This window comes from Leisingera sp. CC-HEC093 (assembly GCF_059429195.1).
Window position 1 is genome coordinate 1,130,001 of record NZ_JCAIJR010000001.1, and the last position, 21,199, is coordinate 1,151,199.

Below are 21,199 nucleotides of genomic sequence, written 5' to 3' on the forward strand. Positions count from 1 at the left end.
GGGCGTATAAGGTATTACTCACCGTTTCCAGTGGCTATTCCTTAGAGAAGGGCACGTTCCCACGCGTTACTAACCCGTCCGCCGCTCACCCCGAAGGGCGCGCTCGACTTGCATGTGTTAGGCCTGCCGCCAGCGTTCGTTCTGAGCCAGGATCAAACTCTCAAGTTGAAACGCTCGCTAAAGCGTATCCTTGACGTTCGAACCTCTGCACATCTTCACAGGGAGGCTAATCCCCGTGAAAGTCTCTGTCTGTCTGTGCTTCAGTTTCAAAAGAAACCAAAGAACCGAACAAACAGTGAAGCTGACACTCAATCATCGGAGCGAACCCCTATGAGCGCGATATACAGTAGGCTGATCCATCGAAATGAACCCAAACCGCCCGCATATCTCTTCAGTTATCCATCAATGTCAAAGAGCAAAACTGCCACCCGAAGGCCAAAAACCAGACCGATGCGCCAATCTCCCGGCGCGCCCGCCTCGCTTAATCCTCAGATGCCGCCGTCTCTCCAGCGTGTCCCACCGTCTCTCCAGTGTGTTTCCCGTCCGATCCTGCGTCGCCGCCGCCCCGTCCAGTGTGTCCCCGGTGCGCCTCAGCGCCGCCGGTGAGGGGGCTTTTACGGTTACCCCCCAGAACCCGCAACCCCAAAATCAGCAAAATCGAAGAATTCCGAAAAGAAAAAACACAAAACGAACAAAATCAATACGTTAGACCAAAACAAAGTCAGCACCCCTGACCCGCTTCCCAGCCCCGCCCCCAGCACCCCAGCCCCCAAAACAGCCCGAAACCGCCCCGGCTGCCACTTACCCACAGACTCAGCCCGCATATCCACAGACTCAAAACCGGGAATCGCAAAATCAGACCCCAAGATTCCCCTCCCGAACCGCGCCTTCCCGCTCAATGCAGCCCAAAAAACCGCGCCGGTGACCAAAAGGGGGGCAAAGGAAAGTATGAACACGCAGCAAAAAGCCAGAAGCGGCCAGCCGGCACTTACGTCCGGCCGGGCAGCTTTGCCGATTGCTGCCCCGCGCGCCGCCCAAAGCCAGTCAAACGCAGCGACAGCAGCCCCAGCACCAGCCCCAGATAGATCAGCGGCTCGATCTGAAACCCTTTCACCAGCATCACGAAATGCACAGCGCCCAGCACAGCAGCCGCATAGGTCAGACGGTGCAGCCGCGGCCAATGCCGCCCCAGGCGCCGGACCGAAAGGTTGTTGGAGGTCAGGGCCAGCGGCAGCAGCAGGGCAAAAGCCGCCATGCCGACGGTGATATAGGGGCGCTTGGCAATATCCGCCCAGATCTGTTCCGGGATCTGCACATCCAGAACCAGCCAGACCAGCAAATGGCAAAGCACATAGAAGAAGCACAAGAGGCCGATGGACCGGCGGAACTTCATCAGGTTCAGCCCCAGGAGCCGGCGCAGCGGGGAGATGGCCAGCGTCAGGATCAGCAGCTGCAGCGCCAGCTCGCCGTATTCATGCTCCAGCGCCTTGATCGGCTCCACCCCCAGACCGCCGGTTGCGCCCAGGTAGAACAGCCAGGGCGCAGGCAGCATCCCGGCCAGGTAGACCGCCCAGACAGGCAGGCGGCGCAGCAGCTGGTTCACCGGTCCCATGCCACGGGCCTCCTCAGAAGTATTTTCCCAGGTCCATGCCGTCGTACATTGGCGCGACCTCCTGGCCGTATCCGTTGAACATCAGCGTCGGCTGGCGCCGGGCAAACAATCCGCCGCCGATGCGGCGCTCGCTGGCCTGGCTCCAGCGCGGGTGCGAGACATTGGGGTTCACATTGCTGTAAAAACCGTATTCGCGCCCGTTGGCCATGTTCCAGCTGGTGGGCGGCTCCTGGTCTGTCAGGGTGATCCGCACCACCGACTTGATCGACTTGAAGCCGTATTTCCACGGCACCACAAGCCGCAGAGGCGCACCGTTCTGATTGGGCAGCGGCTTGCCGAAGATACCAGTGGCCATGATCGTCAGCGGGTGCATCGCCTCATCCAGGCGCAAGCCTTCGCGGTAGGGCCAGTCGAGCACCTTATAGGCCGTGCCGGGCATCTCGGACGGGCGGTAGAGGGTTTCGAAGGCAGCATACCTGGCACCGTCCTGCACCCCCGCGAGGTTCAGCAGGTCGGCCAGCTCGAACCCCTGCCAGGGCACCACCATCGACCAGGCTTCGACACAGCGGAACCGGTAGATGCGCTCTTCCAGGGTCATCTCCCCCAGGATCTGCTCAAAGGAGTAGTCACCGGGCTTATCGACCAGACCGTCGATCGTGACGCTCCAGGGCTTTGTGGTCATCCGGCCGGCATAGGCCGCAGGATCGCCTTTGCCGGTGCCGAATTCGTAGAAGTTGCAATAGCTGGTCACCTCTTCCCACGTGTTGGGCTCCAGCGCCTGCTCTGCCCGCGCCGGGCTGCCCAGCGCCGCCGCCAGCCCGCTGCCTGCCAGCCCCGCCATGATCCGGCGGCGGTTCCAGAAGGCACCCTCGGCGGTGCTGTCGGCAAGGGTTAGATCATTTGTCCAGCGGCGCGCCATCTGCGTCTCCTGATATTGCGGATCCCGTTCAGGTAATGGCCCCGCGCGCAAAACCCAAAACATATCCTGTCACGACTGCGCGAGAGGGGCGTAACATTGCAAGCCCCTCCAGTATCCGCAAAATCCCTGCGGCGCGCGCCCCTCATGACGCAAACGTGAAGGCATCCGGGACGATGCGGCCAGGGAAACCGCTGCATTGGAAAATTCCCCGCTGCACCCCTCATGCAAAGTCAGTATGCTGGCGGGAAATCAAAACCGTTTCGGGCAGACCATGATGAAATCCTTTTTTGCTTCCCTGATGATGCTGGCCGCCGCCGCGCTGGCAGGCTGCAGCGCCGCCCCCACCGCCACCAGGACCGATGTCGAAGCGTTGTCGCTCGCGCTCCAATCCATGGGCCCCGCGGTGGATCCGGGAGAGGCCCGCCGCGCGGCAGAGATTGCCTACAGCTACTCAGCCCAGCTGGCCGAACAGTATGATGTCACCACCTCCCCGATCATCCACAACACGCTGGTGAACAGCGGGGTCAAGGACCGCGGCGTCTGCGTGCACTATGCTGAGGACATGGAGGCGCGCCTCAATCAGGAGAACTTCCAAACGCTGTCCATGCTGCGCGCCATTGCCGAGCCGAAAAGCGATTTCCGCATCGATCACTCGACCGCGGTGATCGCCGCCAAGGGCGACGGCATTAATAAGGGCATCGTTCTTGATCCCTGGCGCTATGGCGGTACGCTTTACTGGTCAGCTGCCACCGAAGACCCCCGGTATGACTGGGAGCCCCGCCTGAAGGTCCTGCGCAGGAAGTATGAGCGCCGGATGGCCAAGGAAGCGGCGGCGGGCTAAGCCGCCTTCCGCGCCGCTAAAGCTCCGCAGCCGAGGCTGCCGCCCGGAACTGACCGGGCGTCAGCCCGAATTCCTTCTTAAAAGCGCTGATAAAATTGGATGTGCTTTCGTAGCCTGCCGCCAGGCTGATGCTCGTGACCGCATCGTTGGTGTTCTCCAGCATCTTCTTGGCCTGATCCAGCCGGCGCTGCTTGCGCCACTTGGCAGGTGACACTCCGAATACCCGCCGGAATTCCCGGTTGAATGTGGGCACAGAGCGCCCCGAAAGCGCCGCAAGATCTGCAGTGCGCAAATCGTGATCCTGAAAAGCCCTGGCGACATGGGCAACCGACCGGCGGTGTTGCGTGCTCAGGCTGCCTGCAAGCGTGTTGGCCAGCCTGCTGCGGCCATGCAGCAGCGCAAGCAGCATGATCAGTTCCACCAGTTTCAGGCGCGCCAGATCCGCATCCACCTGCAAGCTGTCGTAAACCGCCACCAGCCCGCTCATGAAGGCTGCCAGGTTTTGGCTTGCCGGAATGGTTTCCAGACCAGCGGGCGCCTCCTCTTGCCCGCCTCCCAATCGTGTCAGCACATCGCTGACCAGCACCGGGGACAAAAAGATCATCATCGCCTCAAGCGGGCCGTCCTGGCAGCGGAAATCCGACTGCAACCGCACATTCGGCGGAATGATAACCAGTTCGCCCGCCTGGATTTCGGTGCAGCCTCCCCCGGCCTCAAAAAACCGCTCGCGCCCTTTCAGCAAATAGCAGACGCAAACTTCGCTGCAGACAAATTCCAACTCGCGCAGATCTGCGTGCAAGACCTTGTGCATCAGCCGCCCGTGCCTGCTCGACAGGATTTCCCGGGTAAAGGAAAAGGCCGCCAAAGCCTCAGGAATCACAATCAGCTTCTTCTGTGCCCGGGTCACGCGGCTGTTCCGCAGGTTGATCTGTCCAGGCCGCGGGCAATTGCTTTTTTGCACATGCGGCAAACTAATCAGGGTTTCTGATCCGATTGCAATATCTTTGATCGGGTTGCGTTAGCGGCAGCCGGATGCTGCAGGCAAAAACGGGTCACCATAAGACGAAAAGGAGACCCCGATGAGCATTTGGGTAACGCTTGAGATGGAAGTGGCTGAAGGGAAGTTTGGCAAACTGGAGCCCTTTCTGGCTGAACGGTTGCCAGCGGTGCGCGGCTTTGATGGCGCCCTGTCTGTCACAGTCTACTATGAGGAGGAAACACGCAGACTGCTGATCGTCGAAGAATGGCTCTCCAAGGCACACCATGCCGCCTATATCCAGGCGATCTCCGATAATGGCGTCCTGGCGCAATTGGCCTCCTTCATGACTGCGCCGCCGAAGGTGCAATATTTCAAGAGGCTGGTAATCTGATGCCGGACAGCTTTGCCGGCCTGACGCGCCGGGATTTCATGGCCCGTACCGCAGCGACCACTGCCGCCATCGGCATGCTCCCATCTTTCGCAGCAGCGGCTGCCACGGCGGAGTTGCGTTTCCGTTTGGTGAAAACCGGCACGGCCTGCGTCGCCGGGCAGCTACAGGACCTGCGCCAAAGCCGGTCTTCGGTCAGCCAACTGGTTCTGGCGGGGGAGGACTGCTGCCTGATCCTGGCCGGAGAGCGTTCGAATACCGGGGCACGCCGCCTAGAGCTGTAGCGCCTAACGTGAAAGACTAACAAGGCCCGCCGTCACCGGCGGGCCTTTCCCATACTCTATACTTCAATGCACCGGGGCATCATCGGGCCGGGGCCGGCCCGGCGCCCCCAGCCTGTCACCGATGATCAGCCCGTCGCTGCCCGCAGAGACCGGAACAGCATCGCCGTCTTTGATCTCGCCCGCCAGCAATGCCTCTGCCAGCGGGTTCTGCAGCGCACGCTGGATCACCCGCTTCAATGGCCGGGCGCCGAACACCGGGTCGTAACCCTCATCCGCAAGCCAGGTCTTGGCGGCCTCGTCCAGCTCCAGCCCGATCTTGCGGCCAGCCAGCCGTTTCAGCAGACGCGCCAGCTGGATCTCGACGATGCCATCCATGTCACCCCGCGCCAGACGGTCAAAGATGATGGTTTCATCCAGACGGTTCAGGAATTCAGGGCGGAAATGAGCGCGCACCGCGTCCATCACGTCGCGCCGCGCGTCAGAGGCATCAGCCCCCTCCGGCAGCTGGCTCAGGGCCTGCGCGCCGAGGTTGGAGGTCAGCACGATCAGCGTCTGCTTGAAGTCGACAGTGCGGCCCTGGCCGTCGGTCAGCACGCCGTCGTCCAGCACCTGCAACAGCACGTTGAACACATCCGGATGCGCCTTTTCGACCTCATCGAACAGCACCACCTGATAGGGGCGGCGGCGCACGGCCTCGGTCAGCACCCCACCTTCGTCATAGCCGACATAGCCCGGCGGCGCGCCGATCAGCCGGGCAACCGAGTGCTTCTCCATGAACTCCGACATGTCGATGCGCACCATTGCGTGCTCGTCGTCAAACAGGAAGCCCGCAACCGCCTTGGTCAGCTCGGTCTTGCCGACGCCTGTCGGGCCGAGGAACAGGAAGGAGCCCAGCGGCCGGTTCTCATCGTTCAGACCGGCGCGCGCCCGGCGCACCGCATTGGCGACCGCAGTCACAGCCGCATTCTGGCCGATCACCCGGCGGTGCAGTTCGTCTTCCATGCGCAACAGCTTCTCGCGCTCGCCTTCCAGCATCTTGGAGGTCGGAATGCCGGTCCAGCGTTCAACAACAGCGGCGATCTGTTCCGGGCGCACGGCCTCCTCGACCATCAGCCCCTGCTCTTCCTGCCTTTCAGCATCCGCCAGCTGCTTCTCCAGCCCCGGAATGACGCCATAGGACAGCTCCCCCGCCTTGGCTAGGTTGCCCTCCCGCTTGGCGATATCCAGCTCCGCACGGGCGCGGTCCAGCTGTTCCTTCAGGTCGCGGGCGGAGGCCAGCTTGTCCCGTTCCGACTGCCATTGGGCGGTCATCTCGGCGGACTGCTCCTGCAGCTCAGCCAGTTCCTTCTGAAGCTTCTCCAGCCGGTCCCTGGAGGCGGCGTCCTCCTCCAGCTTCAGCGCCTCTTCCTCGATCTGCATCTGCAGGATCTGCCGGTCGAGCGCATCCAGAGCTTCCGGTTTCGAGTCCACCTGCATCCGCAGGCGGCTGGCCGCCTCATCCACCAGGTCGATCGCCTTATCCGGCAGGAACCGGTCAGTGATGTAACGGTTCGACAGCGTCGCCGCCGAAACCAGCGCCGCATCGGCGATGCGCACCCCGTGGTGCAGCTCGTACTTCTCCTTGATACCGCGCAGGATCGAGATGGTGTCCTCCACCGTCGGCTCCGTCACCATCACCGGCTGGAACCGGCGGGCAAGGGCCGCGTCCTTTTCCACATACTTGCGGTATTCATCCAGCGTGGTGGCACCGACGCAGTGCAGCTCACCGCGCGCCAGTGCCGGTTTGATGAGGTTGGCCGCATCCATCGCGCCGTCGGATTTACCTGCACCGACCAGCGTGTGCATTTCGTCAATGAACAGGATGATCTCGCCCGCAGCCTCAGTGACTTCGGTCAGCACCGCCTTCAGGCGCTCCTCGAATTCACCGCGGTACTTCGCACCGGCGATCAGCGCGCCCATGTCCAGCGACAGCAGCTTCTTGTCACGCAGGGATTCGGGCACATCGCCGTTAACGATGCGCAACGCCATGCCCTCGGCAATTGCGGTCTTACCCACGCCCGGCTCACCGATCAGGACGGGATTGTTTTTGGTCCGGCGCGACAGCACCTGCATCGAACGGCGGATTTCCTCGTCCCGGCCGATGATCGGGTCGATCTTGCCCTCGCGCGCCGCCTCGGTCAGGTCGCGGGCGTATTTCTTCAGCGCGTCATAGCCTTCCTCAGCCGTTGCCGTGTCCGCCGTCCGCCCCTTGCGGATGTCATTGATCGCTTCGTTCAGCTTTTGCGCCGAAACTGCGCCAGCTTCCAAAGCATCCTTGGCCTTGGACTTCACCATGCACAGCGCCATCAGAAGACGCTCCACTGGGACAAAGCTGTCGCCTGCCTTCTCGGCAATCTTTGCGGCCTCATCCAGCAGTTTGGCGGTCTGCCCGTCCAGATAGATCTGCGCCGCATCGCCGCTCACCTTGGGCAGCTTGGCGACCGCGGCCTCGACGGCTTCAACAACGCGTGCAGGCGCGCCGCCCGCACGGGAGATCAGGTTGCTTGCCAGCCCCTGATCGTCATCCATCAACGCTTTCAGAATATGCTCCGGCACCAGCCGCTGGTGCCCCTCGCGCATCGCAATGGTCTGCGCTGCCTGCACGAATCCCCGTGCACGCTCCGTGAACTTGTTCAAGTCCATCTTGCTCTCCTTTTTCAAGCGCCCTGTTCTTGGCAGCGCCCGCTAGGCGGCACGCCCCGGTCCGGGCCTCAGGGTTCAATTTGGGAAGCGATCCCGCCGCTTCAACCCAGTCTCGCCGGAAAAGGTGAGCAAATCCCTGACCTGCGTCAACTTTTCCCGCCCCGGCCGCCCCAGCCGAAACCGCGCCGCGCGCCAGCGCGGCGCCCGGCCCAAAAATCGCTATTTGCCCCGCCAAGGAGCATCTTCGGTTGCGGGAGTGTCTTGCTGCGCCTTGCCCACCCGCAGTCTCTTTCGTATGAAACGCCAGTTTCATGCCTAACCCGCCACAAAGGACCCTGCCATGACCCAAGCCCAGCGTGCCGACGACCGTCTGATTGTTGCCATGGATGTCCCCAACGCGCTGGCGGGGCTCAAGCTGGCAGAGCAGCTGGGCGATGCGGTCTCCTTCTACAAGATCGGCCTCGGCATGCTCACCGGCGGCGGCCTGGCGCTGGCCAATGAGCTGAAGCAGGAGCACGGCAAGCGCATCTTCCTCGACATGAAGCTATTTGACATCGGCGCCACCGTGGAAAATGCGGTACGGGGGCTGGCGCAGTTCGACCTCGACTTCCTCACCGTGCACGGCGATCCCTACGTGGTGCGCGCGGCCAAGGAAGGTGCGGCCGGCAAGGACCTCAAAATCCTCGCCGTCACCATCCTGACCTCGCTCGACCGCCAGGACCTGGACGGCGCGCTGATCAAGGACGGCGCGGTGCAGGATCTGGTGCTGGAACGCGCAGGCAACGCCTTTGCCGCAGGCGCCGACGGGGTCATCGCCAGCCCTCAGGAGGCCGCACTGATCCGCGCCCTGCCCGAGGCTGAGGGCCAACTGATCGTCACCCCCGGCGTGCGCCCCGCAGGTGCCGACCTCGGCGATCAGAAACGCGTCGCCACCCCGGCCAGCGCCATTGCAGACGGCGCCGACCACATCGTGGTGGGCCGCCCGATCTGGAAGGCGGACAGCCCCCGCGCCGCGGCGGAGGCCATCCTGGCAGAGCTAGCCGGCGGAAACGCATAAAGCCCGGTCATTTCGACCACGGGGGGGGGCTTGCAGCAAAACTGCAGGCCCGGCGGCCGGCACGCCCGGAAATGCCTAAAATTTAGGCAGAAAGAAAAATGTGCGGCAGGTGCACCATTTCCCGGCCCGCCGCACCGCTGCCCGCCGGTGACGCTACGTCAAGGTGCTCTTTTCGCTGACGAAACCTGCTGCAGCAGCGATTTCTGCGCCAAATCGTCCTGTGCCGCAAAAAACACACCCCAAAGCCTGCCGGCCGCTCCGCGGGACTGCATTCTTTGCGAAACGGCAGCCACTGCGCGAGTCTGTACTTGAGACACTCCCCAGACGGGCTTTTCTTCCTGAGACCCGTCACCTTCCCCCCGCATACCTGCGGGGGATCTTTCTTTTCAGCCCTCAATCACACAGGCCAGCCCTCAGTCATACAGGCCGCGCCGGCAAAATCTTCGGCTGCTGTTGTCATGATCTGTCACTTGGCAATCCGGCAGGCTAAAGACAAGGCTTCCGCCGCAAGCTAGACTTGCCCCCTCACCGCCACAGCCCGCTGCCATCCAATGCATGCCCTTTGCCGAGACTGCCTGAGCCAGATAGCCCCCGCCCGGCGCTGCCCTGATTGCGGCAGCCCGCGGATCAAGGCGCATGAAGAACTGTTTTCGCTCAGCATTGCCCATATGGATTGCGACGCCTTCTATGCCAGCGTCGAAAAACGAGACAATCCTGAGCTGGCCACCAAGCCGGTGATCATCGGCGGCGGCAAGCGCGGTGTCGTCTCCACCGCCTGTTATGTCGCGCGCATCCGCGGCGTGCGCTCTGCCATGCCGATGTTTCAGGCGCTGAAGCTCTGCCCCGACGCGGTGGTGATCAAACCGCGGATGAACGCCTACGTCGAGGTCAGCCGCGAAATCCGCAAGATGATGAATGAACTGACACCGGATGTGGAGCCGCTGTCGCTGGATGAGGCGTTCATGGATCTCTCCGGCACCCAAAAGCTGCATGGCGCGCCGCCTGCGGTGATGCTGGCCCGGCTGGTCAAGCGGATGAAGGACGAACTGGGCGTCACCGGCTCCATCGGCCTTTCCCACAACAAATTCCTGGCCAAAGTCGCCTCCGACCTCGACAAGCCGCGCGGGTTTTCGGTGATCGGCAAGGCGGAGACAGACGATTTCCTGCGCGAAAAACCGGTGCGGCTGATCTGGGGCATCGGCCCGGCGGCGCAGGCGAGCCTCGACAAGGCAGGCATCCGCACCTTCTCTGACCTGCTGCGCTGGGACCGCGAGGCGCTGCACAGCCGCTTCGGCTCCATGGGCGACCGGCTGTGGCACCTGGCCCGCGGCCAGGACCGGCGCCGGGTCTCGGCTCATGAACCGGTCAAGTCGATTTCCAATGAAACCACCTTCTTCGAGGACACCGCCTGCCTGGAGGTGCTTGACGGCCACCTTTGGCGGCTGGCCGGGAAGGTCGCCGACCGGGCCAAGGCGCGGGAGCTGGCCGGGAAGGTAGTGACGCTCAAGCTGAAACGCGCCAACCACTCGGCGCTGACCCGGCGCGTCACCCTGCACAGCCCGACCCAGATTGCCGACCGCATCTACCGCACCGCCCGCGGTCTGCTGGATAACGTTGGGAATCAGGGTCCGTACCGGCTCCTGGGGTGCGGGATCTCCGATCTGGTGCCCGAATCGCAAGCCGATGAAAGCGGCGACCTGCTGGATCCGAATGCCGGCAAGCGGGCAGAGGCCGAGCGCGCCACCGACGCCATCCGCAAGAGATTCGGGGACAGCGCGATCCTCAAGGGCCGCGCTTTGCGCTGACGCGCGGGCAGCAGGCTATTCTGCCGCCAGCGGCAGCTCCTCCTGACCGATCAGGGCGATTTCCGCCACCACCTGGCGCAGCAACCGCTGCAGCGCATCGAAATTCGCATTGGGCCGGACGTTCGCCTCGTCCATATACAGCGCCCGGTCAATTTCGATCTGCACCGCGTGCTGGCGCCGCGACGGGCGGCCATAGGTCTGCGCGATGTAAGCGCCCGCAAACGGTGTATTGCGCGCAACCTTCAGCCCGGCCGCGGCAAAGGCCGCCTCGATCCGGTCCACCACGCCGCCATCCGCCGCCGCCCCGAATCTGTCGCCCAGAACGATTTCCGGCTTGCCGCCCCCCTGGCTGACCATCGCATCGACCGCCTCATGCGGCATCGAATGGCAATCCACCAGAATCGCCTGTCCAAAGTGCCGGTGCGCCTGCTCCAGCAACCCCCTCAAGGCCTTGTGGTAAGGGTGCCAGCAGGCCTTGATCCGCCGCTCTGCCTCCGCCAGCGGCAGCTTGCCGCTGTAAATCGCCCTGCCGTTGGCGACCACCCTCGGAATCACGCCAAGACCGGACGCCACCCGCGGGTTCTGGCCGCGCCGCTGCACGCCCTCAACTACCGCCGGGTCCAGTTCATCGGGCGAGCGGTTCAGATCCAGATAGGCGCGCGGCTTCAAGGCCTTCAACAGCGGTGCGCCGAACTCCGGTGCGGCCTGAAACAACTGATCGACAAAGGCATCTTCCGAGCTGCGGATCTCCTGCCGCCCCAGAATCGACTGTGCCAGAAAGGAATCGGTATAGTCCGTGCCGCTGTGCGGAGAGGCAAAAACCACGGCCGAAGCCAGTTTCTGCGGGGAAATCACGGAAAACGCTGTATCAGGCATCCTTGCTCCGGTGCTTCTTGTGCAAGAAACAGCATATCGCGGAAATTTCTGCGGTCAAAAGCTCTTGCACCCGCCGGCGACTCTATTTATAGACCCCCTCACCGGCGCGGCACCCCGCGCCCCTTTCACTTGTAAGGGGCAGGAGGCTGGGCAGGCCAGAGTGGGCGATTAGCTCAGCGGTAGAGCACTTCGTTGACATCGAAGGGGTCACAAGTTCGATCCTTGTATCGCCCACCATCCCATTCACTGCCCTGGCCACGGCCAAGGCACCCGCTAACCCAGGCGCTGGTTCGCGCCGCAGACAAGGAGAGAGACCATGAAGGTCAAGAACTCGCTCCGTTCGCTGAAGAACCGGCACCGCGATTGCCGGGTTGTGCGCCGTAAAGGCCGCGTTTACGTGATCAACAAGACCCAGCGCAAGTTCAAAGCGCGCCAGGGCTAAGATCCGCTACAGCGACACGCAGAAAACCGCATCATCCGATGCGGTTTTTTTGCGTTTGGGGGTCTGTTTGGCCTGGCAATGCGAAGGCGGGACCCTCCCGCGCCCGCGGTATCTCCGGGCTTCGCTTGGGCGGTACCTGGCTGCCTTGCCAAAGGCCGCGCGACGGGCGGGAGATCCCTGCCGGTTCTGTCCCGAGCGCAGCCAAAGAGAACTTTCCGACTGTTTCACTCGGAAATTTATTGCATCTGCTGCCAGATGCTTTAATCGACTCTTTCAGTCGGAAAACTGATCTAACCAAGAACGGGACATCCAATGCTGAAAGCCACAACCGTACTGGCCGGCGCGCTGAGCGCAGCCGTCGCCACCTCCGCTGCAGCCGAGGGCGAGCTGAACATCTACTCCTCGCGCCATTACGACACTGACGAGCAGCTGTATTCGGACTTCGAAGAGGCCACCGGCATCACCATCAACCGCATCGAAGGCAACGCCGATGAGCTGATCGCCCGGATGAACGCCGAGGGCGAAAACTCCCCTGCCGACATCCTGATCACCGTCGATACCTCGCGCCTGACCCGCGCCAAGGAGGCAGGCGTGCTGCAAAGCATCGACAGCGAGGTGCTGGAGACCCGCGTCCCCGCCTATTTGCAGGATGAGGACAACCAGTGGTTCGGCTTCAGCCAGCGCGCGCGCATCATCTTCTATGACAAGGATGGGGTGGCAAATCCGCCGCAGACCTATCTGGATCTCGCCGATCCGGCCTACAAGGGCCAGGTTTGCATCCGCTCCTCCAAGAACACCTACAACCAGACCCTGCTGGCCTCCATCGTCACCCATCACGGTGCTGAAAAGGCACGCGAATGGGCCGACGGCGTGGTTGCCAACATGGCCCGGGACCCGCAGGGCGGCGACATTGACCAGATGCGCGGCATCATCTCCGGTGAATGCGAAATTGCGGTCGGCAACAGCTATTACTTCGCCCGCTCCATCCGCAAGGAGGTCAAGGGCCTGTCCGAACACCGCGGCCAGATCGCCTGGCTGTTCCCCTCCCAGAACGAGGAAGGCGCGCATATGAACCTGTCGGGCGGCGGCGTGGCCGTGCATGCCCCGAACAAGGAGAACGCCATCAAGTTCCTGGAATATCTCTCCAGCGATTCCGCCCAGGCTTATTTCTCTGCCGGCAATGACGAATACCCGGCCGTGTCCGGCGTCGGCCTGGCCCCGTCGATTGCGGCGCTTGGCCACTTCAAACCCGATGACGTGAATCTGTCGGAGGTCGCCAAGAACCTGCCCGAAGCGCAGAAGATCTTCAACGACGCGGGCTGGAAGTAAACGCCAGCTGCAAACTCCCTGAAAAGGCGCGGCGCATGCTGCGCCTTTTTTGCTGGCCTGCCCATCCCCGATTGCCAGAACACGCGGCACCGCAGCCCGTAACCACCGGCATTACCGCTTTTACTAGACCCGTTGCCGGCAGCGGCCTATAGGTTTCCGCAGCTGAATACGGGGGGACCATGCAGCTGCGGACACACGGCGCCCAAAGGGCAGACTCAACATGAACAGGCTGCCGGTCACAATCATCAGCGGCTATCTGGGCGCGGGCAAAACCACATTGATCAACCGCCTCCTGGCAGAGGATCACGGGCTGAAACTGGCCGTGATCGTCAATGACTTTGGCGCCGTCAACATTGATGACGCCCTGATCCAGGATACCGATGGCGGCAAGATTGCCCTCACCAACGGCTGCGTATGCTGCACCATGGGCGATGACCTATCCCTGGCCCTGCGCGCAGTTCTGACCCGGGCAGAGCGCCCCGATCATCTGGTGATCGAAGCCAGCGGCATTTCCGACCCGGTTGCCATCGCCAATTCCGTTCTGAACGAAAGCGGTCTCAGCTACGGCGGCATCGTCACCCTGGTGGACGCGGAAAATGCCGCCCCCCTGCTGAACGACCCGCTGGTGGCACCGCAGGCAGAGCAGCAAATCCGCGCCGCCGACTTGGTGATTGCCACCAAATGCCATGAGCTGGACGCAGCGCTTGCTGCGCTTCTGGACAAGGCCGGCGCACGCACGCCCACGGTGCTGAGCGGCTCCCCGGTGGCAGAGTTGCTGTTTGACGTGGTGCCGCTGCCCAAGGGCCGCGCGGCGGCGGCACATCCCGCCTACACCACCTGGCGGCACCGAAGCACCGCCGTGCTGGACCGCCGCGCGCTGGGGGACAAGCTGGCGGCGCGGCCTGCCGGGCTTTACCGCATGAAGGGCTTTGTGCTCACCACCGGCGGCGCCTATGAGCTGCATGTGGTCGGCCGCCATGTGGAAGCCAAACGCTGTGAAGCGGATGAAACCCTGCTGGTCGGTCTTGGCCCCGCAGACCGCATTTCCCGCGCAGAGATTGAGGACTGGTGGACGGCATAAGCCGCCCCAGCCCACACTTCTCTAGCGCCGCCGTCCCACCTGGCGGCAAATCAATATCACCGGCAGCAGCCCCACCGCCATGATCACCAGCGAGGGCACGGCTGCGCCTTCCAGCCGCTCGTCCGCGGCCAGCCTGTGCGCCTGCACCGCCAGCGTGTCGAAATTGAAGGGCCGCATAATCAGCGTCGCGGGCAGCTCCTTCATCACATCCACAAAGACAATCAGCAGCGCCGTCAGCAGGCTGGGTGTCAGGATCGGCAGATGCACCCGCCGCAGCATCCCCATCGGCCCCTGCCCCAGCGACCGCGCCGCGGCATCCATATTTGAATGCATCGTCGCCTGGCCGCCCTCATAGGCGCCAAGCGCTGCCGCCATGAACCGCACGCCATAAGCCGCCACCAGCAGCCAGATCGAACCGGTGACCAGCAGCCCCGTGCGGATCCCGAAATTCTCGCGCATCCAGGCATCCAGCGTGTTGTCGAAGGCCGCAAAAGGCACGATCAGCCCCACCGCGATCACCCCGCCCGGCACCGCATAGCCCAGCCGCGCGAAATAGGCGGCCGCCGCAGAGATCCGCCCGGGCCGCAAACGCTGGTAAAATCCCAGGCACACCGCCGCTGCCACAGTCAGCACCGCCGCCGCTGCCGCCAGGGTGATCGAATTGCTGGTGAAATCAATATAACGGCGGCTGAACAGGTTCTGCTCGGAGTCAAAGCTCATCGAAAACAGCACCGCCACCGGCAGCAGGAAGCCCAGCACCACCGGAACCGCGCAAAAGAAGACAGCCGCCGCCGCCTTGATCCCGCCCAGCTCTGCCGGCGGCATCTGGTTGTGGTGCTTGCCCGCGTGGTGGTATTTCGCCCGCCCGCGCGTCGCCCGTTCCACCACCGCCAGCGTCAGCGCGAACCCCAGCAGGCACAGCGCCAGCTGCGCCGCACCGCCGCGGTCGCCCAGCGAGAACCAGCTGGTGTAAATGCCGGTGGCAAAGGTCTGCACTCCAAAGTAGGACACGGTGCCGAAGTCGGCGATGGTCTCCATCACCGCCAGAAGCACACCAGAGGCGATGGCCGGCCGCGCCATTGGAAGGCTGACCAGCCAGAACGCCTGCCAGGAGTTTTTGCCAAGCGCGCGCGCCGCCAGAAAGGCGCCGGCGCTCTGCTGCATGAACGCCGCCCGCGCCAGCAAATAGACATAAGGGTAAAGCACCAGTACCAGCATCGCCGCCGCCCCGCCGGTGGAGCGGATTTCCGGGAACCAGTAGTCCCGCGGCCCCCAGCCCGTCACCTCGCGCAGGGTGGATTGCACGATGCCGGGGTGATCCAGGATATGGGTATAGGCATAGGCCAGCACATAGGCCGGAAAGGCCAGCGGCAGCACCAGCGCCACCTCCAGCAGACGGGCGCCGGGAAACCGCGTCATCGTCACCAGCCAGGCCGCCCCGGTGCCGATGGCAAAGGTTCCCAGCGCCACCATTGCCACCAGCGCCAGGGTGGTCAGCGAGTACCCCGGCAGAACCGTGCCGGCCAGATGGCTGATGGTCTCCGTGCCGCCAAAGGCCGCCGCCAGTGCCACAGCCAGCATCGGCAAGAGGCAGGACAGCGCCACCAGCCAAGCCAGCACAGCAAAGACACTGCCTCCGCTCTTGCCGCCGCGGCGGCGCCCGTGCTGGGCGTATTCTATGGGATCATTGGCAGCAGACATTTGCGGCGGTCACAGGTCCGGCAGAAGTTTCACACCGCCCTATTTCGACTATTCCAGTCAGAAATTCCAGCCGGAAAGCACCGCACGTCCCATACGGTACCTGAACAGCAAACGGGTGCCTGCATCCGGCACCCGTTCCGCGCCGCAAGACAGCGGGTTCAGTCGTAGGTCCGCTGGTCTTCTATAACCAGCCCGTCCTTAGGCAGCGCATCCGGCGCCACCACCTCGACCTTGCCTTTAAGCTTCAGCACCTCAGCCACCGAGCGGGCAAAGGCTGTCTCGTCGCCGCCCTCAGCCTCGATCTGCACGGTCATCGCGTCCATCTCGCCATCGCGGCTGGCGATGACCCGGGCCTTGACGATTTCGTCGTGCTTTTCAACCAGCGCCGCCACTTGCTCCGGGCGCACAAACATGCCCTTGATCTTGGTGGTCTGATCGGCCCGGCCCATCCACCCCTTGATCCGCATGTTGGTGCGGCCGCAGGGCGAGACACCGGGCATCACTGCCGACAGATCGCCGGTGGCAAAGCGGATCAGCGGATAATCGGGATTGAGTGTGGTCACCACGACCTCGCCCACCTCGCCCGGTGCCACCGGGTTGCCGGTCCCGGGGGTGACGATTTCCACGATCACATGCTCGTCGGCAATCATCCCCTCCATCGCCGGGCTTTCATAGGCGATGTTGCCCAGATCGGCGGTGGCATAGCACTGCAGGCAGGAAATGCCGCGGTCGAGATACTCCTGGCGCAAGGACGGGAACAGCGCGCCGCCACCCACTGCGGCCTTCGAGAACATCAACTCCACGCCCATCGCATCCGCCTTGTCCAAGATCACCTTCAGGTAATCCGGCGTCCCAGCATAGGCGGTGGCGCCGACATCCCGCGCCGCGGTCACCTGCAGCTCTGTCTGGCCGGTGCCGGCCGGCAGCACCGCCGCACCAACCGCCCGGGCGCCGTTTTCAAAGATCATTCCGGCAGGCGTCAGATGGTAGCCGAAGCAGTTCTGCACCACGTCGCCCTGGCTGATCCCGGCAGCGTTCAGAAACCGCCCCATCCGCCACCAGTCGCCATCCACTCCGCCCGGTTCGTAGATGGGGCCGGGGCTCTGGAAGATATGGGCAAAGCCGGTTGCAGGCTTGACGGTGAACCCGCCAAAGGGCGGATGCGCGGCCTGGGCGCGGCTCAATTCGGATTTGCGCAGCACCGGCAGCGCCGCCAGCGCCTCAACCGATGTAATGGCCCCGGGGTCCACCCCGTCCAGCATTCCCGCGTAGCCGGGGGCGGACTTGGCGCGGGCAATCTGCTCCGGCAGCGCCGTGGCCAGATCGGCGGCACGCTCATCTGCGCTGCGGGTTTCAAGCGTATCAAAATAGCTCATCACGTCATCTCCCCGCATCAGCTCAGCCACCTCTTGCGGCGGCGGTAGGACCGCACATCGCGGAAGCTCTTGCGCCCCTCATCCGACATGCCGAGGTAAAATTCCTTCACATCCGGGTTCTCCCGCAGCTCTGCTGCAGGTCCGTCCATCACCACCCGGCCGGATTCAAGGATATAGCCGTAGTGCGCATAGCGCAGCGCGACGTTGGTGTTCTGCTCCGCCAGCAGGAAGGTCACGCCCTCCTGTTCGTTGATCGACTTCACGATCTCGAAAATCTGCTCCACCAGCTGCGGCGCCAGACCCATCGACGGCTCGTCCAGCAGGATTGTTTCAGGCCGCGACATCAGCGCACGGCCCATCGCCACCATCTGCTGCTCACCACCGGAGGTATAGCCCGCCTGGCTCTTCCGGCGCTCCTTCAGGCGCGGAAAATAGTGGTAGACCATGTCCAGGTCTTTCTGGATATCCGCACCGCTGTCGCGGCGGGTATAGGCCCCGGTCAGCAGGTTTTCCTCAACCGTCAGGTGCTCAAAGCAATGGCGGCCTTCCATCACCTGAATGACGCCCTTCTTCACCAGTTCCGCCGGGTCCTGCTCATGCACATGATTGCCGCGGTATTTGATCGACCCCTTGGTGACCTCGCCGCGTTCCGAATGCAGCAGGTTGGAAATCGCCTTCAGCGTCGTGGTCTTGCCGGCACCGTTGCCGCCCAAGAGCGCGGTAATGCCGCCCTTCGGCACATTCAGGCTCACACCCTTCAGGACGAGGATCACGTGATTATAGATCACCTCGATATTGTTGACCTCCAGCAGGGTCTCGGCCTGCACATCTGCAGAGTCGGCGGCGGTGTTCGCTGCATCCAGCATCAAAGCGTGTCCTCATACCTGTCCCGGTTTTTGCCCCGGGACGCTGTTTGCCTGGCGCGGCAGCTCTCTGCCGCGCCGGTTGTGTCCGGCCCCGCCAAAGCAGGGCCGGAAGGAGCCTTATTTGCAGCCGGGCTCGATGTTGTTCTCAGCCGCATAGGCAGCCGAGTCTTCCTCGATCAGCTTGCCGATCACCTCAGCGTCGGTCGGCTGAAAGTCAGAGATCGCGTTCCAGGTCTTGGTACCCGCATCCCACTGCACAACGCCGACCAGGCCCGGGCCGCCGTGATTGTCGCAGCTGACCTTGAACTCCGGCCCGAAGCCCGCCATGCCCAGCGCTTCCATCTTGGCGTTGGTCATATCCAGCGCTTCCATGCCGTCACGCATCATCGCAGCGGTAATGTCACCGGTGCCATGAATTTCCTGCGCGGTTTTGGCCGCCTCGGCTGCCAGCATCGCCGCATAGAGGCCGCGGTTGTACTGCACAGACCCCAGCTGATCGCCGGCACCGGACGCCTTGCCGGAATCGACCACATATTTCTTCAGGTCGTCATAAACCGCATAGTCCATCCCCAGGCCGGTGAAGGTCAGCGCCTTGTAGCCGGTGGCCTTGTCGCCTGCAGGCTCCACGTCGAATTCGGCACCGGACCACCAGACACCGATGAAGTTCTCCATCGGGAACCGGATGTTGGCAGCTTCCTGAACCGCAACCTGGTTCATCACGCCCCAGCCCCACATCACCACATAGTCGGGCTTTTCACGGCGGATCTGCAGCCACTGCGACTTCTGTTCCTGACCCGGATGGTCCACCGGCAGCAGGGTCAGCTCAAAGCCGTGCTTGGCCGACAGTTCCTCCAGCGTGCGGATCGGCTCCTTGCCATAGGCAGAGTTGTGGTAAACAAGCGCCACCTTCTTGCCGTTGATGTCACCGCCGTTGATCTCCAGCAGGTGGTTCACCGCGCCGGACGCCCCGTTCCAGTAGTTGGCCGGATAGTTGAACACGTTGCTGAACACTTCGCCGTTCGCCGCCGAGGTGCGGCCATAGCCCATGGTATGCAGCGGAATGCCATCCGCGGTCACTTTGGGGATCAGCTGATAGGTGATGCCGGTGGACAGCGGCTGATACACCAGCGCGCCTTCGCCCTTGGTCGCCTCATAGCATTCCACGCCTTTTTCGGTGTTATAACCGGTCTCGCATTCGATCACCCGGGCAGGAACGCCGCCGATGCCGCCGTCGCGCTCATTCAGCAGGGTGAAATAGTCATTGTAGCCGTCCGAAAACGGAATGCCGCCTGCCGCATAAGGCCCGGTCCGGTAGCTGAGGTCCGGGAACACCAGATCCGCCATTGCCGGACCGGCTGCCATCGCGGCGCCCAGCGCCAGTGTGGTCAGTGTCTTTTTCATCGGCTTAAATCCTCCCTTTGGTCTTATCCGATGGTTTGCAAAAACGGGGGTGATCTTGGTTTTCTCCCCGCCAGCTCTTAGGCCGCGCCCGCATCAGTGCGGGAAGGGCCACAGTCTCAGTTTTTCCTTGGCGACGCGCCACAGCTGCGCCATGCCGTGCGGTTCGGCGATCAGGAAGACGATGATCAGCGCCCCCACGATCACCAGCTGCAAATGCGCCACGATATCGGTGGGCCAGTTCAGCAGATCGACGCCAACCACCTTGAGGATCACCGGCAGCAGCACAAGGAAGGCCGCCCCGGCAAAGGAGCCGAAGATCGAGCCCAGACCGCCGAGGATCACCATGAACAGCACCAGGAACGACTTCTGGATGCCGAACGCCTCGCCGACCTCGACCGCCCCCAGATAGACGGCAAAGAACAGCGCGCCGGAAACCCCGATAAAGAAGCCAGACACTGCAAAGGCCGTCAGCTTGGCCTTCAGCGGGTTCACCCCGATGATTTCAGCAGCGATGTCCATGTCGCGGATCGCCATCCAGGCCCGGCCCACGGTGCCGCGGGTGAGGTTGCGGGCAACCAGCGCACAGAAGGTCAGGAAGATCAGGCAGAACAGATAGGTGGCCCAGGCCGGCGCGTTGGGACCGGTGATGATGATGCCGAAGGTGTCGCGCTCCGGCGCGTTGATCTGGCCCGAGGCGGAATAGTTGTAGAACCACGGCACCCGGTTGAATAGCCAGACCAGAAAGAACTGCGCCGCCAGCGTCGCCACCGCCAGGTAGAAGCCCTTGATCCGCAGGGACGGCAGGCCGAACAGCACACAGACGCCCGCGGTGATGCCGCCAGCCAGCAGCACATGAATGAACATGCTGACTTCCGGGAAGGCGGTCATCAGCTTGTAGCAGGCATAAGCCCCCACCGCCATGAACCCGCCGGTGCCCAGGGACACCTGGCCGCAATAGCCCACCAGAATGTTCAGCCCGATTGCCGCGATCGAATAAATCAGGAACGGCAGCAGGATCGCATTCGCCCAGTAGTCATTGATCAGGAAGGGGATAAGGCCGAATGCAACCGCCAGAACCACGTAATAGCGGTAGCGGTCGAACTTGATCGGAAACGTCTGGCTGTCATCGGCGTAGGAGACTTTGAAGTCCCCGGCTTCACGGTAGAACATGTCTCAGATGCTCCCTTTCTCTTGCGCAATGGCGGTGCTGCCTGCGCGGATACTGTTGTTGGTTTCGGCGGCGCTCATTCGATCTGCCCCCACTGGGCCTGCGCCGCGTCGCGCTGCTCGCGCGTCATCCGGTTCGAGGGTTTCGCATAGCCGCTGCGCTCGCTTCCGCGCACCAGCCGCAAATAGGCGATAATGCCGGTGATCAGCCCGGCTGAGGCCAGCAGCGCCGCAGTCACCACCTGGGTCTCGCTGTAGCTTTCCGCCGACAGCGCCAGGTAGCCAAAGGCCCAGAACCCGGCCCAGGCGATCACATTGATGATGGCGATGACCTTGGTCATACCGCAGCCCCGCCGTTAACCAGTTTGTCAGATTCGCGTGTTTGGACACATT

19 protein-coding genes, 1 tRNA gene and 1 rRNA gene (1 of these 21 running past the window's edge) are annotated in these 21,199 nt (G+C 63.0%); 9 read left to right on the forward strand and 12 right to left on the reverse strand.

Features of this window, described 5'->3' with window-relative positions; all coding sequences use genetic code 11:
* From AC5STB_RS05400 to msrP, 3 genes are all read right to left on the reverse strand, one after another.
* Positions 1 to 168: ribosomal RNA gene (locus tag AC5STB_RS05400) — 16S ribosomal RNA — on the reverse strand (it extends 1,298 nt beyond the left edge of the window).
* A gap of 820 nt (positions 169 to 988) precedes the next feature.
* Complete coding sequence (gene msrQ, locus AC5STB_RS05405) at positions 989 to 1,612, reverse strand: protein-methionine-sulfoxide reductase heme-binding subunit MsrQ (protein WP_495441948.1); 624 nt, start codon at positions 1,610 to 1,612, stop codon at positions 989 to 991.
* Between the two features lie 13 nt (positions 1,613 to 1,625).
* Positions 1,626 to 2,531 carry a protein-methionine-sulfoxide reductase catalytic subunit MsrP gene (gene msrP / locus AC5STB_RS05410; RefSeq protein WP_495441949.1) on the reverse strand — a complete coding sequence of 302 codons (906 nt, stop codon included), beginning with the start codon at positions 2,529 to 2,531 and terminating at the stop codon, positions 1,626 to 1,628.
* A 274-nt stretch (positions 2,532 to 2,805) separates the two neighbouring features.
* On the opposite strand from msrP, the gene AC5STB_RS05415 reads away from it, so the two are divergent.
* Complete coding sequence (locus AC5STB_RS05415; protein ID WP_495441950.1) at positions 2,806 to 3,372, forward strand: hypothetical protein; 567 nt, start codon at positions 2,806 to 2,808, stop codon at positions 3,370 to 3,372.
* Positions 3,373 to 3,388: 16 nt separating this feature from the next.
* Here the strand turns inward: AC5STB_RS05415 and AC5STB_RS05420 are convergent, their stop codons facing one another.
* Positions 3,389 to 4,279: an AraC family transcriptional regulator gene (locus tag AC5STB_RS05420; RefSeq protein WP_495441951.1), complete on the reverse strand. Its 891-nt coding sequence runs from the start codon at positions 4,277 to 4,279 to the stop codon at positions 3,389 to 3,391.
* A gap of 172 nt (positions 4,280 to 4,451) precedes the next feature.
* On the opposite strand from AC5STB_RS05420, the gene AC5STB_RS05425 reads away from it, so the two are divergent.
* Both AC5STB_RS05425 and AC5STB_RS05430 read left to right on the forward strand, forming a co-directional pair.
* On the forward strand, positions 4,452 to 4,742 hold the full coding sequence (locus AC5STB_RS05425) for a putative quinol monooxygenase (protein WP_495441952.1): 291 nt from the start codon (positions 4,452 to 4,454) through the stop codon (positions 4,740 to 4,742).
* A gap of 38 nt (positions 4,743 to 4,780) precedes the next feature.
* Positions 4,781 to 5,023 (forward strand): hypothetical protein, encoded by a 243-nt coding sequence (locus AC5STB_RS05430; RefSeq protein ID WP_495441953.1) that lies wholly within the window; start codon positions 4,781 to 4,783, stop codon positions 5,021 to 5,023.
* A gap of 63 nt (positions 5,024 to 5,086) precedes the next feature.
* On the opposite strand, the gene clpB is transcribed toward AC5STB_RS05430, so the two are convergent.
* Entirely contained in the window at positions 5,087 to 7,705 is a 2,619-nt protein-coding gene (gene clpB / locus AC5STB_RS05435) for an ATP-dependent chaperone ClpB (protein WP_495441954.1), read from the reverse strand.
* A gap of 340 nt (positions 7,706 to 8,045) precedes the next feature.
* Here clpB and pyrF point away from each other — a divergent pair, with 340 nt between their 5' ends.
* A complete protein-coding gene (gene pyrF, locus AC5STB_RS05440; RefSeq protein WP_495441955.1) occupies positions 8,046 to 8,762 on the forward strand; it encodes an orotidine-5'-phosphate decarboxylase in 717 nt (238 codons plus the stop codon).
* A gap of 551 nt (positions 8,763 to 9,313) precedes the next feature.
* Positions 9,314 to 10,567 carry a DNA polymerase IV gene (locus AC5STB_RS05445; protein WP_495441956.1) on the forward strand — a complete coding sequence of 418 codons (1,254 nt, stop codon included), beginning with the start codon at positions 9,314 to 9,316 and terminating at the stop codon, positions 10,565 to 10,567.
* Between the two features lie 15 nt (positions 10,568 to 10,582).
* Here the strand turns inward: AC5STB_RS05445 and AC5STB_RS05450 are convergent, their stop codons facing one another.
* Positions 10,583 to 11,443: an N-formylglutamate amidohydrolase gene (locus tag AC5STB_RS05450; RefSeq protein ID WP_495441958.1), complete on the reverse strand. Its 861-nt coding sequence runs from the start codon at positions 11,441 to 11,443 to the stop codon at positions 10,583 to 10,585.
* Positions 11,444 to 11,605: 162 nt separating this feature from the next.
* Here AC5STB_RS05450 and AC5STB_RS05455 point away from each other — a divergent pair.
* From AC5STB_RS05455 to AC5STB_RS05470, 4 genes are all read left to right on the forward strand, one after another.
* Positions 11,606 to 11,680, forward strand: a tRNA-Val gene (locus AC5STB_RS05455).
* Positions 11,681 to 11,759: 79 nt separating this feature from the next.
* On the forward strand, positions 11,760 to 11,885 hold the full coding sequence (ykgO, locus tag AC5STB_RS05460; RefSeq protein WP_005648635.1) for a type B 50S ribosomal protein L36: 126 nt from the start codon (positions 11,760 to 11,762) through the stop codon (positions 11,883 to 11,885).
* Between the two features lie 312 nt (positions 11,886 to 12,197).
* A complete protein-coding gene (locus tag AC5STB_RS05465; protein ID WP_495441959.1) occupies positions 12,198 to 13,214 on the forward strand; it encodes a Fe(3+) ABC transporter substrate-binding protein in 1,017 nt (338 codons plus the stop codon).
* Positions 13,215 to 13,434: 220 nt separating this feature from the next.
* Positions 13,435 to 14,295 (forward strand): CobW family GTP-binding protein, encoded by an 861-nt coding sequence (locus AC5STB_RS05470; protein ID WP_495441960.1) that lies wholly within the window; start codon positions 13,435 to 13,437, stop codon positions 14,293 to 14,295.
* A gap of 21 nt (positions 14,296 to 14,316) precedes the next feature.
* Here the strand turns inward: AC5STB_RS05470 and AC5STB_RS05475 are convergent, their stop codons facing one another.
* The 6 genes from AC5STB_RS05475 to AC5STB_RS05500 all read right to left on the reverse strand — a co-directional run bounded on the left by AC5STB_RS05475 (position 14,317) and on the right by AC5STB_RS05500 (position 21,147).
* Positions 14,317 to 15,996 carry an ABC transporter permease gene (locus tag AC5STB_RS05475; protein WP_495441962.1) on the reverse strand — a complete coding sequence of 560 codons (1,680 nt, stop codon included), beginning with the start codon at positions 15,994 to 15,996 and terminating at the stop codon, positions 14,317 to 14,319.
* Between the two features lie 158 nt (positions 15,997 to 16,154).
* A complete protein-coding gene (locus tag AC5STB_RS05480) occupies positions 16,155 to 17,372 on the reverse strand; it encodes a phenylacetate--CoA ligase family protein (RefSeq protein ID WP_495441964.1) in 1,218 nt (405 codons plus the stop codon).
* A 17-nt stretch (positions 17,373 to 17,389) separates the two neighbouring features.
* Positions 17,390 to 18,238: an ABC transporter ATP-binding protein gene (locus AC5STB_RS05485; RefSeq protein ID WP_495441965.1), complete on the reverse strand. Its 849-nt coding sequence runs from the start codon at positions 18,236 to 18,238 to the stop codon at positions 17,390 to 17,392.
* 117 nt (positions 18,239 to 18,355) lie between these two features.
* On the reverse strand, positions 18,356 to 19,639 hold the full coding sequence (locus AC5STB_RS05490; RefSeq protein WP_495441966.1) for an ABC transporter substrate-binding protein: 1,284 nt from the start codon (positions 19,637 to 19,639) through the stop codon (positions 18,356 to 18,358).
* A gap of 93 nt (positions 19,640 to 19,732) precedes the next feature.
* Positions 19,733 to 20,809: a branched-chain amino acid ABC transporter permease gene (locus AC5STB_RS05495; RefSeq protein ID WP_495441967.1), complete on the reverse strand. Its 1,077-nt coding sequence runs from the start codon at positions 20,807 to 20,809 to the stop codon at positions 19,733 to 19,735.
* 74 nt (positions 20,810 to 20,883) lie between these two features.
* The gene (locus AC5STB_RS05500) at positions 20,884 to 21,147 is read right to left on the reverse strand and encodes a hypothetical protein (RefSeq protein ID WP_495441968.1); all 264 of its coding nucleotides are present in this window, start codon (positions 21,145 to 21,147) and stop codon (positions 20,884 to 20,886) included.
* Positions 21,148 to 21,199: the final 52 nt, after the last annotated feature.

Bases quoted from the DNA above. Each gene is read 5' to 3' on its own strand.
- AC5STB_RS05490 (WP_495441966.1), bottom strand. From the start codon at position 19,639: ATGAAAAAGACACTGACCACACTGGCGCTGGGCGCCGCGATGGCAGCC.
- AC5STB_RS05425 (WP_495441952.1), top strand. From the start codon at position 4,452: ATGAGCATTTGGGTAACGCTTGAGATGGAAGTGGCTGAAGGGAAGTTT.
- ykgO (WP_005648635.1), top strand. From the start codon at position 11,760: ATGAAGGTCAAGAACTCGCTCCGTTCGCTGAAGAACCGGCACCGCGAT.
- AC5STB_RS05430 (WP_495441953.1), top strand. From the start codon at position 4,781: ATGGCCCGTACCGCAGCGACCACTGCCGCCATCGGCATGCTCCCATCT.
- AC5STB_RS05470 (WP_495441960.1), top strand. From the start codon at position 13,435: ATGAACAGGCTGCCGGTCACAATCATCAGCGGCTATCTGGGCGCGGGC.
- AC5STB_RS05450 (WP_495441958.1), bottom strand. From the start codon at position 11,443: ATGCCTGATACAGCGTTTTCCGTGATTTCCCCGCAGAAACTGGCTTCG.
- msrQ (WP_495441948.1), bottom strand. From the start codon at position 1,612: ATGGGACCGGTGAACCAGCTGCTGCGCCGCCTGCCTGTCTGGGCGGTC.
- AC5STB_RS05500 (WP_495441968.1), bottom strand. From the start codon at position 21,147: ATGACCAAGGTCATCGCCATCATCAATGTGATCGCCTGGGCCGGGTTC.
- AC5STB_RS05475 (WP_495441962.1), bottom strand. From the start codon at position 15,996: ATGTCTGCTGCCAATGATCCCATAGAATACGCCCAGCACGGGCGCCGC.
- AC5STB_RS05465 (WP_495441959.1), top strand. From the start codon at position 12,198: ATGCTGAAAGCCACAACCGTACTGGCCGGCGCGCTGAGCGCAGCCGTC.
- msrP (WP_495441949.1), bottom strand. From the start codon at position 2,531: ATGGCGCGCCGCTGGACAAATGATCTAACCCTTGCCGACAGCACCGCC.
- pyrF (WP_495441955.1), top strand. From the start codon at position 8,046: ATGACCCAAGCCCAGCGTGCCGACGACCGTCTGATTGTTGCCATGGAT.
- AC5STB_RS05485 (WP_495441965.1), bottom strand. From the start codon at position 18,238: ATGCTGGATGCAGCGAACACCGCCGCCGACTCTGCAGATGTGCAGGCC.
- AC5STB_RS05480 (WP_495441964.1), bottom strand. From the start codon at position 17,372: ATGAGCTATTTTGATACGCTTGAAACCCGCAGCGCAGATGAGCGTGCC.
- clpB (WP_495441954.1), bottom strand. From the start codon at position 7,705: ATGGACTTGAACAAGTTCACGGAGCGTGCACGGGGATTCGTGCAGGCA.
- AC5STB_RS05415 (WP_495441950.1), top strand. From the start codon at position 2,806: ATGAAATCCTTTTTTGCTTCCCTGATGATGCTGGCCGCCGCCGCGCTG.
- AC5STB_RS05445 (WP_495441956.1), top strand. From the start codon at position 9,314: ATGCATGCCCTTTGCCGAGACTGCCTGAGCCAGATAGCCCCCGCCCGG.
- AC5STB_RS05495 (WP_495441967.1), bottom strand. From the start codon at position 20,809: ATGTTCTACCGTGAAGCCGGGGACTTCAAAGTCTCCTACGCCGATGAC.